Genomic DNA, 14,969 nt, shown 5'->3' with positions numbered 1-14,969 from the left:
TCACGGGCGCGGGGCCGGCTCCTCGGGCGGGGCGGCGCCCTCCGGCAGGATCGCGGCGTCCCGGGGCAGGTGGGTGACCTCTTCCGGCAGGTGCATGCGGAGCATCACCCGGTCCACGGCCGCGGGCGAGAGCCTGCGCCGGGTCAGCAGCGAGCCCGCCACCATGACCGCGAACGCGACCGGCACGGTCCACGCCGCGGGCTGTTCGAGCAGCGCCGCGCCCCAGCCGTGGCCGGGCCCGCGCACGCTGGTGACGACGACCGCGACCGCCGCGAGCCCGCCGCCGGCGACCAGGCCGAGCAGCGCGCCGACGTCGGTCAGCCGGCGCCACCAGATGCCGAGGACCAGCAGCGGGCAGAAGGAGGAGGCCGCGACCGCGAAGGCCAGCCCGATCGCGTCGGCCACCGGCAGCCCCGCGGTCGCCGTGGCCATCACCAGCGGTGGCGCCCCCGCGGCCAGCGACGCCCAGCGGAAGCCCTTCGCCGAGCCGCGCAGCAGGTCCTGCGCGACCACACCGGCCACCGAGACGGTCAGCCCCGAGGCGGTGGAGACGAACGCGGCGAACGCGCCGGCCGTGGCCAGCGCCGCGAGCAGCCGCCCGGCCTCGCCGCCCTGCGTCAGCTGCGGCAGCACCAGCACCGCGGTGTCGGTCCGCCCGGTGAGCAGGAGTTGGGGGGCCAGCACCCGGCCGAGCGCGCCGTAGAGGGTGGGCAGCAGATAGAAGACGCTGAGCAGGACCAGGACGAGCAGGGTGGTGCGGCGGGCCGCCCGGCCGTCGGGGTTGGTGTAGAAGCGGACCAGCACGTGCGGCAGGCCCATGGTGCCGAGGAACGTCGCGAGCAGGATCGAGTAGATCGCGTAGACGGGGTGCGCGCGCCCGCCCGCGCCGGACAGCGGGCTCGCCCAGCGGGCGCCGGAGGCGGGCGCGAGCCCTTGCTCGTGCGGGACCTCGGCGCCGGCCGGGAAGGTCAGCCGGGTCCCGGCCGCGGCGGTGTGCGGGCCGTCGCCGAGGCGTACGGTGCGGGTGGCGGGTTTGGGTCCGGGGGCGAACCCGCGTCCGGCGGCGGGTCCGGCGGCGGGTCCGGGATCTGCGGCGGCGACGCGTGGCGCGGTGGCCGCGGGCGGCGGCGCGGTGGCCGCGGGCGGCGGCGCGTACCGGACGCCGTCCAGGGTGCCGGTCACGGTGACGGCGACCGGCGTGCGGACGTCGAAGCGGACCGTCTGGTCGAGGGCGACGACGGTGGTGTGCGGGAAGCGCGGCACGTCGGAACCGGTGAGCGCGGGCGCGCCGACCGAGCGCCAGGCCAGCACCAGGAACACCGCGGGGACCGCGATCGCGGTGAGCTTCAGCCAGAACTGGAAGCCCTGGACGAGAGTGACGCTGCGCATGCCGCCGGCCGCGGCGACCGCGGTGACGGCCGCGGCGACGACGGTCGCGCCGACCCAGCGCGGCGCGCCCGTGACGGTCTGCAGCGTCAGCCCGGCGCCCTGGAGCTGCGGCACCAGGTACAGCCACGCGATCACCGCGACGAGGACGCCGGCCACCCGGCGGACCGCGGTCGACCCGAGCCGCTCCTCGGCGAAGTCCGGCAGGGTGTACGCGCCCGAGCGGCGCAGCGGCGCGGCGACCAGCAGGAGCAGCACCAGGTAGCCGGCGGTGTAGCCGACCGGGTACGCGAGCATGTCCACGCCGTACGCCATGACCAGGCCCGCGACGCCGAGGAACGACGCGGCCGACAGGTATTCGCCGCCGATCGCGGAGGCGTTCCACAGCGGGGAGACCTCGCGCGAGGCCACGTAGAAGTCGGAGGTGCCGCGCGACAGGCGCAGCCCGTAGACGCCGACCGCCACGGTCGCCACGAGCACGGCGACGAGCGCGCCGAGGCCGAGTGCGGGGTTCATCCGGCAGCGCCCTCCGGGCCGGCGGGGTCGTCCGGGCCGGCGGGGTCCTCCGGCCGGCGGCGTGACGGGCCGGGGGCCGCGGGTCCGGCTCCGCGCGCGGTCCGGCCAGCAGCTCGGTGAACTCGCGCTCCGCGCGCTCGGCGTGCCGTACGTGGAACCACGCGGCGGCGACCATCAGCGGGTACGCGACCACGCCCAGCAGCAGCCAGGCCAGCCGGATGCCGAACACCTCGGCGGTGCGCAGCGCGGGCACCAGCGCGAACGCCGCGGGCAGGCCGCCGAGCGCGGCGGCGAGCACCGCGAACACGCCGAGCGCGAGGCGCAGTTGGTCGCGCACCAGGGAGCGCACGTAGATCTGGCCGAGGCGCGGCTGCGCGTGCAGGTCGGCGGCGCCGGGCCGCGCGGAGTAGCCTCCGGCCCGGTTGCGGCGAGGCCCGGTCACCGCGACCCGCTCCGCCGGGCCGCCCCCGTCCGCCACCCCCCGAGCCGCCCCGACGGCGTCGCCGTCCCGCACCGCATGCCGCCACCGCCCGGTCGGCGCCGAAACCGGCACGGCACGGGGCCCGGCCGCGGCGGCCTCGGAAGGCGCTGCCGGATGCTCGCCGCGCGAGGCGACGCCCGGCGGCGGATCACCGGCGCCGGCGGAGGTTCGGCGGCCGGCCGCACATGCACAGCCAGGGCCACCCGGACCGGCCGGGCGCGGGTCGGCGGAGCCTGCGGGGGCGCCCGCGTCGGGCCAGCGCGGGTCGTCGGGCGCGGGGGAACGGGGGAACGGTCACCGGGTGTCCTCGCCGGGGGCGCGGGACCAGCGGACGAGGAGGTCGCGCAGCTCGCGGCTGTGCCGGCGGCTGACCGGGAGTTCGCGGCCGGCGACCCGCAGGGTCCAGTGGCCGGCGTCCCAGCGCAGCTCCTCCACGTGCCGCAGCGCGACGAGGTAGCTGCGGTGCACGCGCAGGAAGCCGTGCGGCGCCCAGCGCTCCTCCAGCACCGCCAGGGACATCCGCACCAGCGGCGCGCGGCCGCCCGCGTGCAGCCGTACGTAGTCGCCCTGCGCCTCGGCGTACGCCACGTCGTCGCGCGCCACGAAGCGGGTGACGCCGCCGACGTCGACGGGTATGCGGGCGCCGGCCGGGTCGGGGACCGCGGGCGGCCGGCCAGCCAGCCGGCACCGCCGGCGGGCACGCCGCCCGGCACCGCGCCGAGCGCTCCCCCGGCCCCCGCCACGGCCGCCGCGACCCGGCGCACCGCCTCGGCCAGGCGTTCCCGGCCGACCGGCTTGAGCAGGTAGTCGACGGCCTTGAGCGCGAACGCGTCCACCGCGAAGTCCTCGTAGGCGGTGACGAAGACGACCGCGGGCGGACGGGCGAACCGGCCCAGCACGCCGACCAGTTCGAGTCCGTCCAGGCCCGGCATCCGGATGTCGAGGAAGACGGCGTCGACCGTGTCGCCCTCCAGCAGCCGCAGTGCCGCGTCGCTGCTGTCCGCGGCGAGCACCCGGCCGATCCGGTGGTCGCCGCGCAGCAGGTATGTCAGGTCCTCCAGCGCGGGCGGCTCGTCGTCCACCGCGAGGACGTTGAGCGGTCTCACGGCACGCGCACCCCGTTCCGGTACTTGGGCACCCGCACGTTGACCTTGGTGCCGGCGCCCGGCGCGGTCTCCACGACGAGCCCGTACTCGTCGCCGAACACCGCGCGCAGCCGCTCGTCCACGTTGCCCAGGCCCAGCGAGTCGCTGCCGGCCTCGCCGGCCAGCCGCGCGCGGACGTCCTCGGGGTCCATGCCCACCCCGTCGTCCTCCACGCTGATCCGGCACTCCGCGCCGGCGTCCTCGGCCCGTATCGTCACCCGGCCCGGCGTGGACTTGGGGCCGAGGCCGTGCCGCACCGCGTTCTCCACGATCGGCTGGAGGCACAGGAACGGCACGGCGACGGGCAGCACTTCGGGCGCGATCAGCAGGTCGACCTGGAGCCGGGAACCGAACCGGGCGCGCTCCAGGCGCAGATAGCGGTCCACCGACCTCAACTCCTCGGCCAGCGTGCTGAACTGGCCGTGCCGGCGCAGGCTGTAGCGGGTCAACTCGGCGAACTCCAGCAGCAGTTCGCGGGCCTGGTCGGGGTCGGTGCGGACGAAGGAGGCGATGGCGGTCAGCGAGTTGTAGACGAAGTGCGGCGATATCTGCGCGCGCAGGGCCCGCAGTTCGGCCTCGATCATCCGGGTGCGGGAGCGGTCGAGCTCTGCGAGTTCGAGCTGCGCGATGACCCAGTGGGCGACCTCGCCGGCGGCGCGGACCAGGGCGGCGGAGACCTGCCGGGCGTAGACCGACAGCGCGCCCACGACGAGCCCGTCGACGACCAGCGGCACCACGACGGCGCTGCGCACCGGGCAGTCGAGGTCGCCGCAGGCGATGACCTCCTCGGGGACCACCCAGGGGCGTTCGGCCCGCAGCGCCTGGGCGGCGTGCGCCACGGCCTGTCCGCTGTGGTGGCGGCCCGGACCCTCCCAGGCGAGCAGCGTGTCGCCGCCGATCACCGCGAGGGCGGGCGTGCCCAGCAGCGCCCGCAGGTGGCGCGCGGCGCGGCGCGCGGAGTCGCGGTTGAGCCCGTCGCGCAGCGGCGGCGCGGCGAGCGACGCCTCGTGCAGCGTGGCGAACGCGGCCTTGTCCGCGGGCGTCCCGAACCCGCGGCGCCCGCGGACCACGCGGAACAGCAGCCCGGCGGCGACGGCGACCACGACGGCGGTCCCCGCCACCGCGCCCACCGATCCCATCCCGCCATCCTCTCCCGTCCCCGCCGCCCCGCACCAGGCCCGTGCACACCCGGCTCCCCGCCCCGACCAGGCGTTCGACCCGGCGTTCCACCCGGCGTTCCACCCGGCGTTCCACCCGGCGCCGCGCGAGGCCGCCGGCGCACGCGCGGTCGCGGCGACACGACGTCGCGGACACCGGTCAGCCCCGGGCGACCTCGGCGGTATGGACGGGGAGGTAGCGCTCGCCCCTGACCTGGTCGCTCAGCGGGTCCAGCGCGGCCAGCGCCTCGGCGTCCAGGGTGAGTTCCAGGGCGGCCGCGTTCTGCTTCAGCCGGGCCGGGCTGCGGGTGCCCGGAATGGCCGCCACCGCCACCCCGAGCCGCTCGGCCTGGGCGTACACCCAGGCCAGCGCCACCTGGGCCGGGGTGGCGCCCAGCCGGTCGGCCACGTCGCGCACGGTCCGCCCGATCGGCTCGTTGGCCTCGCCCGCCTCGCCGGCGAAGCGGGGGTTGGTCCGCCGGAAGTCCTTCTCGCCCAGCGCGGAGCGGTCCAGGGCCCCGGTCAGGAACCCCCGGCCCAGCGGCGAGTACGGCACCAGCCCGACCCCCAGCTCGGCCATCACCGGGGTGACCGCCTCGACGTCGCGGGTCCACAGCGAGTACTCGCTCTGCACCGCGGTGATCGGGTGCACCGCGTGCGCCCGGCGCAGCAGGTCGCCGTCGACCTCGGACAGGCCCAGGTGGCGGACCTTGCCCGCCTGGACCAGTTCGGCCATCGCCCCGACGGTCTCCTCGATCTCCACGTCCTGGGGCGGACGGTGGGCGTAGTACAGGTCGATCACCTCGACGCCCAGCCGCAGCAGCGAGGCGTCGCAGGAGCGCAGCACGAAGTCCCGGGCGCCGCGGATGCGGCGGGACCGGTCGCCGGCGCTGCGGTCGATGCCGAACTTGGTGGCCAGCTGCACCTGGTCCCTGCGGCCGTGGACGGCCCGGCCCACCAGCACCTCGTTGTGCCCGGCGCCGTAGGCGTCGGCGGTGTCCAGGAACGTGATGCCCAGCTCCAGGGCCCGGTCGATGGTGGCCGTGCCGCCGTCCCAGTCGGCGGCGCCGTAGCTCTCGCTCATTCCCATGCATCCCAGGCCCATCGCGCTGACGGTGAGACCGGGCGAGCCGAGTGTGGTTCGGGTGGTCATGCGCGGACACTCCTCCTGCCCGGCGATCCGGGCGGTACCTCGACGACTGGCGAACGCCCTCGACGCTAAGACCTGGAGCGCGCTCCAAGGCAAGCCGCGTTCGTCGTCCACGCCCGCGGCGCCGGGACGGGCCGGCGGGCGCTGCGAGCCGCGCGGGAGGCGCGCGGGGGCGCGCGGGGGCGCGCGGGTCACGTCCGGGCGGGGTGGGCGCGCTGGGCGGTGAGGACGCCGACCGCGACGGTCACGAGCGCGGCGAGGGCGAGCGCGAGGAAGGGGCAGTGGACCCTCCCGCTGCCGGAGCCGGTGACGAGCGCGGAGACGGCGGTACGGGCGGGCGACCCGGGGACGAGGAGCACCGCGCCGGAGCCGAGGAGCGAGGCGAGGACGGACCAGCCCGGCCGGCGGCGCAGGCCCGGCGGGTGGGCGAGCGCGCCCACCGCGGTGCCGAGCAGCGCGGACACCGCGGCGGCCGTCACCCCCGCGGCCAGCGCGGGTCCGAACGCGACGGCGGTCCGGTGGTCGTCGGAGTACCGCCCGCCGATCGACGCGACCGCGAGGGCTCCCGCGGCTCCCAGCAGCAGCGACGCGCCGAGCGCGGTGAGCAGCACGCCGCGGTGGGCCCGGGCCGCGCCCACCGCCGAGGCGACGCACGCGCGGGCCGGCCCGGCTCGCCGGCCACGCAGATCCCGGTGATCCACGCGGCCACGGGCAGCAGCAGGGCCGCGGCGTATCCGAGCGACCCCAGCACGGGCTGCCCGCCGCCGACGCCGATCGCCATGACGGCGAGGTACAGCACGAGCGGCGCCAGCCACCGGTGCGAGCGCAGCAGCAACTCCGCTTGGTAGCGCACCAGGGCCGCCGCGCCCGAGGACCGCTCCCCGCCGGGCCCGGCGCCCCGGCCGCCCCGGCCGCTCCGTCCCGGACCGGCAGACCTCACGGTGCCCGCACGGCCCTGGACGTCGGCGGACGCCGCGGGCGCGGGCGGGCCGGCCCGCCCGGCGGAACCCGCGGGCGCGACAGAACCCGCGAGCCCGGCGGAACCCGCGGGCGCGGCCGACGCTGCGGAAACCGCGGGCCCGACAGCCTCGGCGGACGCCGCGAACCCGGCCGGGCCGGCCCGCCCGGCGGAACCCGCGGGCGCGACAGAACCCGCGGGCGCGGCCGACGCTGCGGAAACCGCAGGCCCCGCAGGGCCGGTGGAGTCGGTCGGCGCCGAGGGACGGCGGACCGGCCGCACACTCGTCACGTGCCAGGGCGGTCGCGCGTCGAGCAGCGTACGGAGGACCTGGTCGGAGTGCGTCGCCGCGACGACGACCCGCAGGCCGCCGCCGGCACGCCGGCTCGGCTCGCCCGCGCCCAGAACGACGTCCCCGCCGCCGACCGCCTCGACCATGATCACGGTCTCGTCGTCCGCCGTCGCCGAGGCGTCGCCACCGCGTCCCGCCGCGCGCGTGCCGGGGCCCGCGGCCGGGTTCGGCTGCATGCTGCCCGCGCCCCCCGCGGGCGCTCCACCTGACGTCTCGTCAGCATGCCCCCTGGAGCCGGACCCGGGCCCACCCACGCCACCCCCGGACCGCACGCCGATCGTCCCACCGTCCGAGCCCACCGCCCCCGAACCACCCGACCCCGCACCGGCCGCGAGCGCCCCGACGCCACCGCCGGAGCCCGGCACCCGCACGCCGACCGTCCCACCGTCCGAGCCCGACGCCCCCGAACCACCCGACCCCGCACCGGACGCGAGCGCCCCGGCGCCACCGCCGGAGCCCGGCGCCCCCACGCCGACCGTCCCACCACCCGGGCCCGACGGGCCGACACCAGGCGTGAGCGTCTCGACGCCGCCGCCCGGGCCGGGTGGGGTGTGCGGCAGGGCCGGTGTGGGGGGCGCGGTGCGCGTCGGTGGGGGCGAACCGGGCCGCGGGGCGGGGACCCGGGAGTCCTGGGCGGCCGGGGCCGCGGCCGGCGCGAGGGTGGGGACGCGTGCGGTGTGCGCGGCCAGGCGGGTGGGGTCGTGGTCGACGAAGAGGACCGTCGCGCCGGCGGCGAGGCGCTCGCGGACCGCCGCGTCGAGGGTCTCGCGGGCGACGGCGTCGAGGCCGGTCCATGCCTCGTCCAGGACGAGGAGTTCGGGGTCGGCCAGCAGCGCCTGGGCCACGGCGATCTTCTGGCAGGTGCCCTTGGACAGCCGGTCGAGCGGCGTGGCCGCGTACCCCGCCACGTCGAAGCGGTCCAGCCAGTGTCGGGCGCGCGCCAGGGCGTCCGGCGCGCCCAGCCCGCGGACGGCGCCGAGCCGAGTGAGATACCGCAGCGCGGGGAACGGCAGCGCGGGCGGGAAACGCTCCGGCACGTACGCCGTCGCGCGCGCCGGCCGGCCGGTGACCGTGCCGGCGCTCGGCCGGTCCGCCCCGGCCACGATCCGCAGCAGCGTGGACTTGCCGCTGCCGTTCGCGCCCTCGACCCGTACCAGCTCCCCGGGCGCCGCCTCCAGATCGACGCCGCGCAGCACCCAGCGCCCGCGCGCACCGTACCTGCGCCCCACGCCCTCGACCCGCAGCATGCCGCGCTCCCCCTTCCGCGCTTCCGTCCCGCGCTCCCGTCCCGCGTTCCGGGCCGTCCCGCGGCGCTCTCGCGTCCCACCGGCCGGAGGCTCCGCGGCTCCGCGGCTCCGCGGCTCCGCGGCTCCGCGCACATCCTCGCCCACCGCCGCGGCCCGGCGCGGCGCCGGTGGCAGACTTGGCCCGTGACCACGCCCGACGCCTCCGACGCGACCCCGCCCGCCCCGCCCACCGACCGCGGCTACGGCGCCCCCGTCGACAGCCCGTTCGCGGACCGCGCGGCCGACCGCGACGCCGCGCCGCAGTACGTGCTGCCGCTGGTGGTGCGGATCGAGCGCGCGGCCCCGCCCGCGCGGACCGACGCGCTGGAGACCGCGGCGCGCGCGGTGCTCACGCTGCTCGCCGACGAGCGCGCGACCGCGCCGGACGGGCCGTGGACGCGGGCCGTCCGCGACTGGCAGGACGCGCGCATCCGCAAGGTGGTGCGGCGGGCCCGCGGCGCGGAGTGGCGCCGGGCGGGGGGCTGGCCGGCATCACCGTGACCGGCGGCGCGGGGAGCGCCCCGGACGCCGCCGAGGTCACCGACACCGGCCACGCCGAGAGCACCGCACCCGCCGCACCCACTGGCACCGCACCCGCCGCACCCGCAGGCACCGCAGCCGCCGCTGCCGCCGCACCCGCAGGCACCGCGCCCGCCGAGGTGCGGGTCTTCCCGCCCGTGCCGCTGGACGGCTGGCCCAAGGACCTCGCCCGGCTCCAGGTCTCGGGCACCGAGCTGGACGACCCCGAGCCCGCGCCGCCCGCCGACCCCGCGCGCCCGGTGCTCTGGCTCAACCCCGACGTCGCCATGTCGGCGGGCAAGGCGATGGCGCAGGCCGGCCACGGCGCCCAGTTGGCGTGGTGGGAGCTGTCGCCGGACGAGCGCGCGGCCTGGCGCGCGGACGGCTTCGCGCTCGCCGTGCGCACGCCGTCGCGCGAGGAGTGGAAGCGGCTGGCCGAGAGCGGGCTGCCGGTGGTCCGCGACGCGGGCTTCACCGAGATCGCGCCCGGCTCGGCGACCGTGGTCGCCGACCACCCGGCGCTGCGCGCCCGCCTGTCGGCGTAGCACGCGCCGCCGGCGGAGCCCCGGGCCCGCGGCGCCGGACCGGCCACCCGGTCCGGCCACCCGAGCCGGCGCCGACCAGGCCGGCTCCGCGAGCCGAGCGGCGCCGAGCGGGGCCGAGCCTGGCGGGGCCGAGCCGAGCCCGGCCGGGCCTCAGCCGGAGCCGGCAGCCGGCTCAGGCCAGCGACGCCACCAGCTCGCCGATCTCCCGCCGCCGCCCGGTGAAGAACGGCACCTCCTCGCGGACGTGCCGCCGCGCCTCGGACCCGCGCAGGTGCCGCATCAGGTCCACGATGCGGTACAGCTCGTCCGCCTCGAAGGCGAGGATCCACTCGTAGTCGCCGAGCGAGAAGGACGCGACGGTGTTCGCGCGGACGTCCGGGTAGTCGCGGGCCATCTTGCCGTGGTCGGCGAGCATCCTGCGGCGGTCCTCGTCGGGCAGCAGGTACCAGTCGTACGAGCGGACGAACGGGTACACGCTGACGTAGGCGCGCGGCGACTCGTCGGCGAGGAAGGCCGGCACGTGCGACTTGTTGAACTCGGCCGGGCGGTGCAGCGCCATGTTGGACCACACCGGCTCCAGCGCGCGCCCGAGCCGGGTGCGGCGGAAGAGGTTGTACGCCTCCTGGAGCGCCTCCGCGGTCTCGGAGTGCCACCAGATCATCAGATCGGCGTCGGCGCGCAGGCCGGACACGTCGTAGGTGCCGCGTACCGTGACGTCCTTCGCGGCGAGCTGCGCGAACAGCTCGTCCACCTCCTCCGCCCAGCCGCCGCGGTCCTCGGGCAGCGGCGCGCGCAGCCGGAAGACCGACCAGAGGGTGTAGCGGATGACCTCGTTGAGGTCCTTGGCCTTCTTGCCGGCGTGCGGGGTCCGCTCGGGCGCGCGGCCCTGCGCGGCGGTCGGGGACGAAGCGGCAGGGGCAGAGGAAGCAGAAGAGGCAGTCGAGTCGGTCATACGGCTATTCTCCCGCGTCGTCCGCCGCGTCCGGCACCCGGGTCAGGCCCGCCAGGACCTGTTCCGCGGCCTTGCGGCCGCTGCCGACGCAGGCGGGGATGCCGACCCCGTCGTACACCGCGCCGCACACCGCGAGCCCCGGCAGTTTCGCGATCTGCTCACGGACCCGCGCGACCCGGGCGACGTGGCCCACCGCGTACTGCGGCAGGCCGCCCTCCCAGCGGGTGACCCGGGCGGCGACGGGCGCGGCCCGCAGTCCGGCCGCCGCCGCGAGGTCCTCCCGGGACAGCCGGACGAGGTCGGTGTCGTCCCAGGCCAGGTCGGACTCCTCGCCGTGCCGGCCGACCGAGGTGCGCAGCACGAACACGTCGCCGCCGGCGCCCTGTTCGCCGAGCCAGCCCCACTTGTGGCCGGAGAAGGTGGACGCCTTGATGGTGCGGCCGTCCACCGGCGGCACCAGGAAGCCGCTGCTGACCGGCAGGTCGTGCACGTCGCGGCGGCGGAAGGCCATGGTGACCAGCGCCATGCCGGCGTACTCGACGGCGCCCAGCTCCGCGGCGGCGACGGGTGACTCGGCGGCCAGCAGCCGGGCCGCGGCGGGCGCGGGCGCGGCGAGCACCACGGCGTCGGCGTCGACCACCCGGTCGTCGAGCACCGCCTGCCAGCCGTGCGGGCCGGTACGGCGCAGTTCGCGCACCCGCGCGCCGGTCTCGACGGTCGCGCCGAGCGCCCGGCAGGCGTCGGCGACCGCGAGCGGCAGCCGGCCGACGCCGCCGCGCACGCCGTTGAAGACCGGTCCGGTGGCGCCCGCGGCGGCGGCCTTCCGCTGGAGCTCGCGGGCCGCCTCGATGAGCGAGCGGCCGCCGCGGGCGGCGCCGTAGAGCTGCGGGATCGCCGCGCGCAGCGACAGCCGGTAGGCGTTGCCCGCGTAGACGCCGCCGAGCAGCGGCTCGACCAGCCGGTCGACGACCTCGCGGCCGAGCCGGGCGGCGACGTACGCACCGACCGCGACGTCCTCGCCGACCTCGGTGCGCGGCAGTACGTGGTCGAGCGGCAGCCGGGCCAGGCCGGCCGCGGAGAGCACGCCGGACGCGGCGAGCGGGGCGAGGTCGCCGGGCACGCCCATGACGTGGCCCTTGGGCATCGGGCGCAGCCGGCCGCGGGTCCACAGGGTCGCGCCGAGCACGGCCGGCGCCTCCAGGTCGTCGCCGAGGCCGACCTCGCGGGCGAGGTCCACCGCCTCGGGGCGGCGGGCGAGGATCGACTCGGCGCCCAGGTCGACCGGGACGCCCGCGATCTCGTCGGCCAGCAGCTTGCCGCCCAGCCGGTCCGAGGCCTCCAGCACGGTGACCGCGACGCCGACCCGGGCGAGGGCGTGGGCCGCGGTGAGTCCGGAGATGCCGCCGCCGATGACCACCGCGCGCCGAGCGGCCGCCCGCCCGCCGGACCTGCGCTGCTGCGTCTGGCTCATGTCCTCCACTGTCTCAGACGCCGGACCCGTTCCAGACGGCGGATCGGGTTCTCGCGCAAGTCACCCGTCGGTGGTCGCCAGTGCTCAGACGGCGAAGCGCCCGTTCTTCACCTCGGCCAGGAACTCCGTCCAGGCGTCCGCGGCGAAGACGAGCGCGGGACCCTCGGGGTCCTTGCTGTCCCGCACCGGGACCACCGGGAAGCCGTCAGCCACCTCGACGCAACTGTTGGGGTCGGAGTTGCCGCTGTACGACGACTTACGCCACGCGGCAGCGCTCAGGTCTGGCCGGCGGGTGCTCATCATCTGTGATCCTCCAGCGTGGCTCGCAGTAGCTCAAGGGACTCGGACGGCGTCAACGCGGAGTCCCGTAGCCGATCGTAGGACAACCGGAGGTGTTCCACCTCCTCCGTTTCCTCGATGAGCTGACCGCTCCAACTGCTCTCGACATACGCGACGGTGCGCCCGCTGGGCAGCCACAGCAGTTGGAGCGAGCTGCCCAGCAGATTGTGGAACTTTCCGGCCAGCGGGACGACGTGAAGCGTGACGTTGGACCACTGCGCGGCCTCGATCAGCCGCTCGAGCTGCTCGGCCCACACGGCGGCGTCGGGGGCTTGCCGGCGGATGACGGCCTCATCCAGCAGTCCGCGGTAGTCGAGGGGCTTGTCGCCGGTCAGACGGATCTGCCGGTCGATCCGCTCGCGTACCTGATCCGCCAACTGCTCGTCGCTGCCCGGACGGTGGACACGCAGCTGCGCTTCCGCGTAGCCGGGTGTCTGCAGCAAGCCCGGCACGGTGCAGACGCTGAATTCCTGGATGCCGGTCGCCTCGGCCTCCAAGTCCCCGAATCCCTGGTATCGGCTCCGCCCCTCCTCACGCTTGGCCGCGCGCCACAGCGTGCTGAGAAGCTCGCCGGTCCCGTACAGCCGGTCCAGCACCACCATGACGTCGTGGGAGCCGAGCCGTTCGCCCGTTTCCAGCCGGTAGAGATAGGAGGGGTCGTACCGTGCACCTTTCCCCGCGCCTCGGCCGTGGCAACAGTCTTGACAGCAGGACCACTTCTCACTCCGGACCGCGCGGTTCACAACGAACGGCGCAGGCGGGCGCCTGCTCTTCCTGCCAACCGGACGGCCAACGGCTCAACCCGGCTGATCGTAGGCCGTAGTACGCAGCACCGCGTACGGAACATCAGAATTCGGTTATGAAGAGATCGAGCAAGGTCACGTAGGCAACGAGTGACGTGACGGACATCAGGCCGGTGACCCCAAGCGATCGCGGGCTCCGCAGCCGTAGGCCGGACCCCGCACGTACTTCGCATCGCGCACGGACCCGGATCACGCCGGAGCGGCCGGGAGCGCGAGCGTCCGCGGCCGGGGCGCCGCCGCGGCGGCTCGGGCAGCGGACTTTTCGTGGACGACGCCGACCAGGTGGGTGAGGGCGTCGGGTCGGTGGTGGGCGGCGCGGCACGCCGTGGCCGCGTTCGACGACGTGGTCGGTGCCCGCGGAGTCGGCCGACAGCACGCGGCCCAGCCGGGTCCGAGCCCTCCAGCACGGTGACCGCGACGCCGGATCGAGTTCCGAACGTGACCCCTTCGGGACCGGCGGGCCGAAACGTGCCGGCGGCGGTGTGCGTCCAATCGGCGACAGCGTTCAACGGCCCGATATCCGGGGGGACTTCATGGCGACGACGCAGACGGTGGCGACGGCGGAAAAAACGGAGGGGGCGAGGGGGCCGCGCGGCGCGCGGAGAACGCCCGGCGCGGGCGGGGTGCGCGGGGCGCGCGCGGCGGCGCTGCTGCTGGCCGGTCTGCTGGGGGTGGCGGCGGTGGCCGGCTGCGGCAGCGGCGCCTCGCACGACGACTCCGCCCGGAGCGGGGCGGCGACTCCGCGGGCCACGGCGAACACCGGCGGTGTGGACGCGTACGGCGGCTCGGACGACGCCGCCGGCGACGGCTCCGGCGCCACCACGACCACGAACGGCAAGCGGCGGACCGCCGGCGGCGACACGGTGACGCCCGCGGCCACGTACCTGGTGCGCACCGCGCAGCTCGGCATCAGGACGCCGCACGTCGAGCGGCAGCTGGACCGGGCCCGCGACTACGCGGCGCAGGACGGCGGGTACGCGGGCGACGAGGACACCACCGTCGACTCCGGGGGTCACGCCACCTCCTCGGTCCAGCTGCGGGTGCCGGCCGCGGCGTACGACCGGCTGCTCACCCAGCTGTCCGGGCTGGGCACGCTGGTGAGCCGCACGGTGAGCGTGAAGGACGTCACCGGGCAGGTCGTGGACGTGCAGAGCCGGATCAAGTCCCAGCAGGCGAGCGTGGCGCGGGTGCGGGCGCTGATGGACCGGGCCGGCTCGCTCGGCGACGTGGTGTCGCTGGAGAGCGAGCTGAGCACCCGCGAGTCCGATCTGGAGGCGCTGGAGGCCCAGCAGGCGTCGCTGAGGTCGCAGACGAACCTGGCGACGGTCACGCTGCGGCTGTCCGAGCCGCCCGCGAAGCCCGCGCCGGTGAAGGCGGCGAAGCACGACGGCTTCTGGACGGCGGCGGGTCACGCCGCCCGCGGCGGCTGGCACGCCCTGTACGTGACGCTGCGGGCGCTGCTCGTCGCGTTCCTCGCGGTGCTGCCGTTCGCGGCGGTGCTGCTCGCCTGCTGGCTGACGGTGCTGGCCGTGCGCCGGCGTTTCCTGCCCGCGCGCCGGCCCCTTCCCGGGGCGGCGCAGGCCCGCCGGGTGGCCCGTCCCGGAACCCCGGCGGCCGCGGCCCCCTCGGCGGCCACGCAATCCCCCGTGGCCGCGGAGCCTCCGGCCGGCGCCGAGTCTCTGGTGTCACCTGTGCACGAGGAGTCGCCGGTGGGCGCGGCCCCGGCCCCCGGCGCCGGCCCTGCGGAGGGCGCGCGCGACGCGGAGGAGCCGCCCGGCGAGAAGTGAGCGAGAAGTGGGGGTGATGCGGGCGCGAGAAGTGCGGGTGACGCGTGGACGGCGGACCCGGGTCCCCGCCCGCGCGCCCCGGCCGGTGCCCGGACCGCGGTCCGCGGGCCGCAGACCGCGGC

13 protein-coding genes and 2 pseudogenes are annotated in these 14,969 nt (G+C 77.1%); 4 read left to right on the top strand and 11 right to left on the bottom strand.

Features of this window, described 5'->3' with window-relative positions; all coding sequences use genetic code 11:
• Complete coding sequence (locus VSR01_RS31140) at window positions 1-1,902, bottom strand: sodium/solute symporter (RefSeq protein ID WP_326452351.1); 1,902 nt, start codon at window positions 1,900-1,902, stop codon at window positions 1-3.
• Window positions 1,903-2,018: 116 nt separating this feature from the next.
• Here VSR01_RS31140 and VSR01_RS31135 point away from each other — a divergent pair, with 116 nt between their 5' ends.
• A complete protein-coding gene (locus VSR01_RS31135) occupies window positions 2,019-2,255 on the top strand; it encodes a hypothetical protein (RefSeq protein ID WP_326452350.1) in 237 nt (78 codons plus the stop codon).
• A gap of 422 nt (window positions 2,256-2,677) precedes the next feature.
• Here the strand turns inward: VSR01_RS31135 and VSR01_RS38060 are convergent, their stop codons facing one another.
• From VSR01_RS38060 to VSR01_RS38050, 6 genes and pseudogenes are all read right to left on the bottom strand, one after another.
• Window positions 2,678-2,986 (bottom strand): LytTR family DNA-binding domain-containing protein, encoded by a 309-nt coding sequence (locus tag VSR01_RS38060; RefSeq protein ID WP_442785586.1) that lies wholly within the window; start codon window positions 2,984-2,986, stop codon window positions 2,678-2,680.
• A 215-nt stretch (window positions 2,987-3,201) separates the two neighbouring features.
• A pseudogene (locus VSR01_RS38055) lies at window positions 3,202-3,465 on the bottom strand (LytR/AlgR family response regulator transcription factor); the annotation flags it as partial.
• A gap of 20 nt (window positions 3,466-3,485) precedes the next feature.
• Window positions 3,486-4,667: a sensor histidine kinase gene (locus VSR01_RS31125; protein WP_326452349.1), complete on the bottom strand. Its 1,182-nt coding sequence runs from the start codon at window positions 4,665-4,667 to the stop codon at window positions 3,486-3,488.
• 178 nt (window positions 4,668-4,845) lie between these two features.
• Window positions 4,846-5,838 carry an aldo/keto reductase gene (locus VSR01_RS31120; RefSeq protein WP_326452348.1) on the bottom strand — a complete coding sequence of 331 codons (993 nt, stop codon included), beginning with the start codon at window positions 5,836-5,838 and terminating at the stop codon, window positions 4,846-4,848.
• Between the two features lie 188 nt (window positions 5,839-6,026).
• Window positions 6,027-6,299 carry a hypothetical protein gene (locus tag VSR01_RS31115; protein ID WP_326452347.1) on the bottom strand — a complete coding sequence of 91 codons (273 nt, stop codon included), beginning with the start codon at window positions 6,297-6,299 and terminating at the stop codon, window positions 6,027-6,029.
• Between the two features lie 11 nt (window positions 6,300-6,310).
• Entirely contained in the window at window positions 6,311-8,392 is a 2,082-nt protein-coding gene (locus VSR01_RS38050; RefSeq protein ID WP_442785585.1) for an ATP-binding cassette domain-containing protein, read from the bottom strand.
• Between the two features lie 183 nt (window positions 8,393-8,575).
• Between VSR01_RS38050 and VSR01_RS38045 the strand changes: the two are divergent.
• Together VSR01_RS38045 and VSR01_RS38040 are read left to right on the top strand one after the other, a co-directional pair.
• Window positions 8,576-8,943 (top strand): annotated as a pseudogene (locus VSR01_RS38045) (peptidyl-tRNA hydrolase); the annotation flags it as partial.
• The gene (locus tag VSR01_RS38040; RefSeq protein ID WP_442785728.1) at window positions 8,929-9,495 is read left to right on the top strand and encodes an aminoacyl-tRNA hydrolase; all 567 of its coding nucleotides are present in this window, start codon (window positions 8,929-8,931) and stop codon (window positions 9,493-9,495) included. The pseudogene VSR01_RS38045 and the gene VSR01_RS38040, both read left to right, overlap by 15 nt.
• A 172-nt stretch (window positions 9,496-9,667) precedes the next feature.
• Here the strand turns inward: VSR01_RS38040 and hemQ are convergent, their stop codons facing one another.
• From hemQ to VSR01_RS31085, 4 genes are all read right to left on the bottom strand, one after another.
• On the bottom strand, window positions 9,668-10,447 hold the full coding sequence (gene hemQ / locus VSR01_RS31100; protein WP_326452346.1) for a hydrogen peroxide-dependent heme synthase: 780 nt from the start codon (window positions 10,445-10,447) through the stop codon (window positions 9,668-9,670).
• 4 nt (window positions 10,448-10,451) lie between these two features.
• Window positions 10,452-11,918 carry a protoporphyrinogen oxidase gene (gene hemG, locus VSR01_RS31095; protein WP_326452345.1) on the bottom strand — a complete coding sequence of 489 codons (1,467 nt, stop codon included), beginning with the start codon at window positions 11,916-11,918 and terminating at the stop codon, window positions 10,452-10,454.
• An 84-nt stretch (window positions 11,919-12,002) separates the two neighbouring features.
• Window positions 12,003-12,221, bottom strand: coding sequence for a DUF397 domain-containing protein (locus tag VSR01_RS31090; protein WP_326452344.1), 219 nt, complete (start codon window positions 12,219-12,221; stop codon window positions 12,003-12,005).
• Window positions 12,218-12,859 carry a DUF5753 domain-containing protein gene (locus VSR01_RS31085; protein ID WP_326452343.1) on the bottom strand — a complete coding sequence of 214 codons (642 nt, stop codon included), beginning with the start codon at window positions 12,857-12,859 and terminating at the stop codon, window positions 12,218-12,220. Before VSR01_RS31085 ends, VSR01_RS31090 begins: the two co-directional genes overlap by 4 nt.
• A 734-nt stretch (window positions 12,860-13,593) precedes the next feature.
• On the opposite strand from VSR01_RS31085, the gene VSR01_RS31080 reads away from it, so the two are divergent.
• Complete coding sequence (locus VSR01_RS31080) at window positions 13,594-14,847, top strand: DUF4349 domain-containing protein (protein ID WP_326452342.1); 1,254 nt, start codon at window positions 13,594-13,596, stop codon at window positions 14,845-14,847.
• The last annotated feature ends 122 nt before the right edge of the window (window positions 14,848-14,969 follow it).

This window comes from Actinacidiphila sp. DG2A-62, from assembly GCF_035825295.1.
Lineage (GTDB): Bacteria > Actinomycetota > Actinomycetes > Streptomycetales > Streptomycetaceae > Actinacidiphila.
Note: the sequence above shows the minus strand (reverse complement) of the source record. Positions and strands in the feature narration are given on the sequence as shown.

What these genes read in the sequence shown, in the direction of transcription:
- hemQ (WP_326452346.1), bottom strand. Translation starts at nt 10,447, where the DNA reads ATGACCGACTCGACTGCCTCTTCTGCTTCCTCTGCCCCTGCCGCTTCG.
- VSR01_RS31120 (WP_326452348.1), bottom strand. Translation starts at nt 5,838, where the DNA reads ATGACCACCCGAACCACACTCGGCTCGCCCGGTCTCACCGTCAGCGCG.
- VSR01_RS31085 (WP_326452343.1), bottom strand. Translation starts at nt 12,859, where the DNA reads ATGGTGGTGCTGGACCGGCTGTACGGGACCGGCGAGCTTCTCAGCACG.
- VSR01_RS31080 (WP_326452342.1), top strand. Translation starts at nt 13,594, where the DNA reads ATGGCGACGACGCAGACGGTGGCGACGGCGGAAAAAACGGAGGGGGCG.
- VSR01_RS31140 (WP_326452351.1), bottom strand. Translation starts at nt 1,902, where the DNA reads ATGAACCCCGCACTCGGCCTCGGCGCGCTCGTCGCCGTGCTCGTGGCG.
- VSR01_RS31125 (WP_326452349.1), bottom strand. Translation starts at nt 4,667, where the DNA reads ATGGGATCGGTGGGCGCGGTGGCGGGGACCGCCGTCGTGGTCGCCGTC.
- VSR01_RS31090 (WP_326452344.1), bottom strand. Translation starts at nt 12,221, where the DNA reads ATGATGAGCACCCGCCGGCCAGACCTGAGCGCTGCCGCGTGGCGTAAG.
- VSR01_RS38050 (WP_442785585.1), bottom strand. Translation starts at nt 8,392, where the DNA reads ATGCTGCGGGTCGAGGGCGTGGGGCGCAGGTACGGTGCGCGCGGGCGC.
- hemG (WP_326452345.1), bottom strand. Translation starts at nt 11,918, where the DNA reads ATGAGCCAGACGCAGCAGCGCAGGTCCGGCGGGCGGGCGGCCGCTCGG.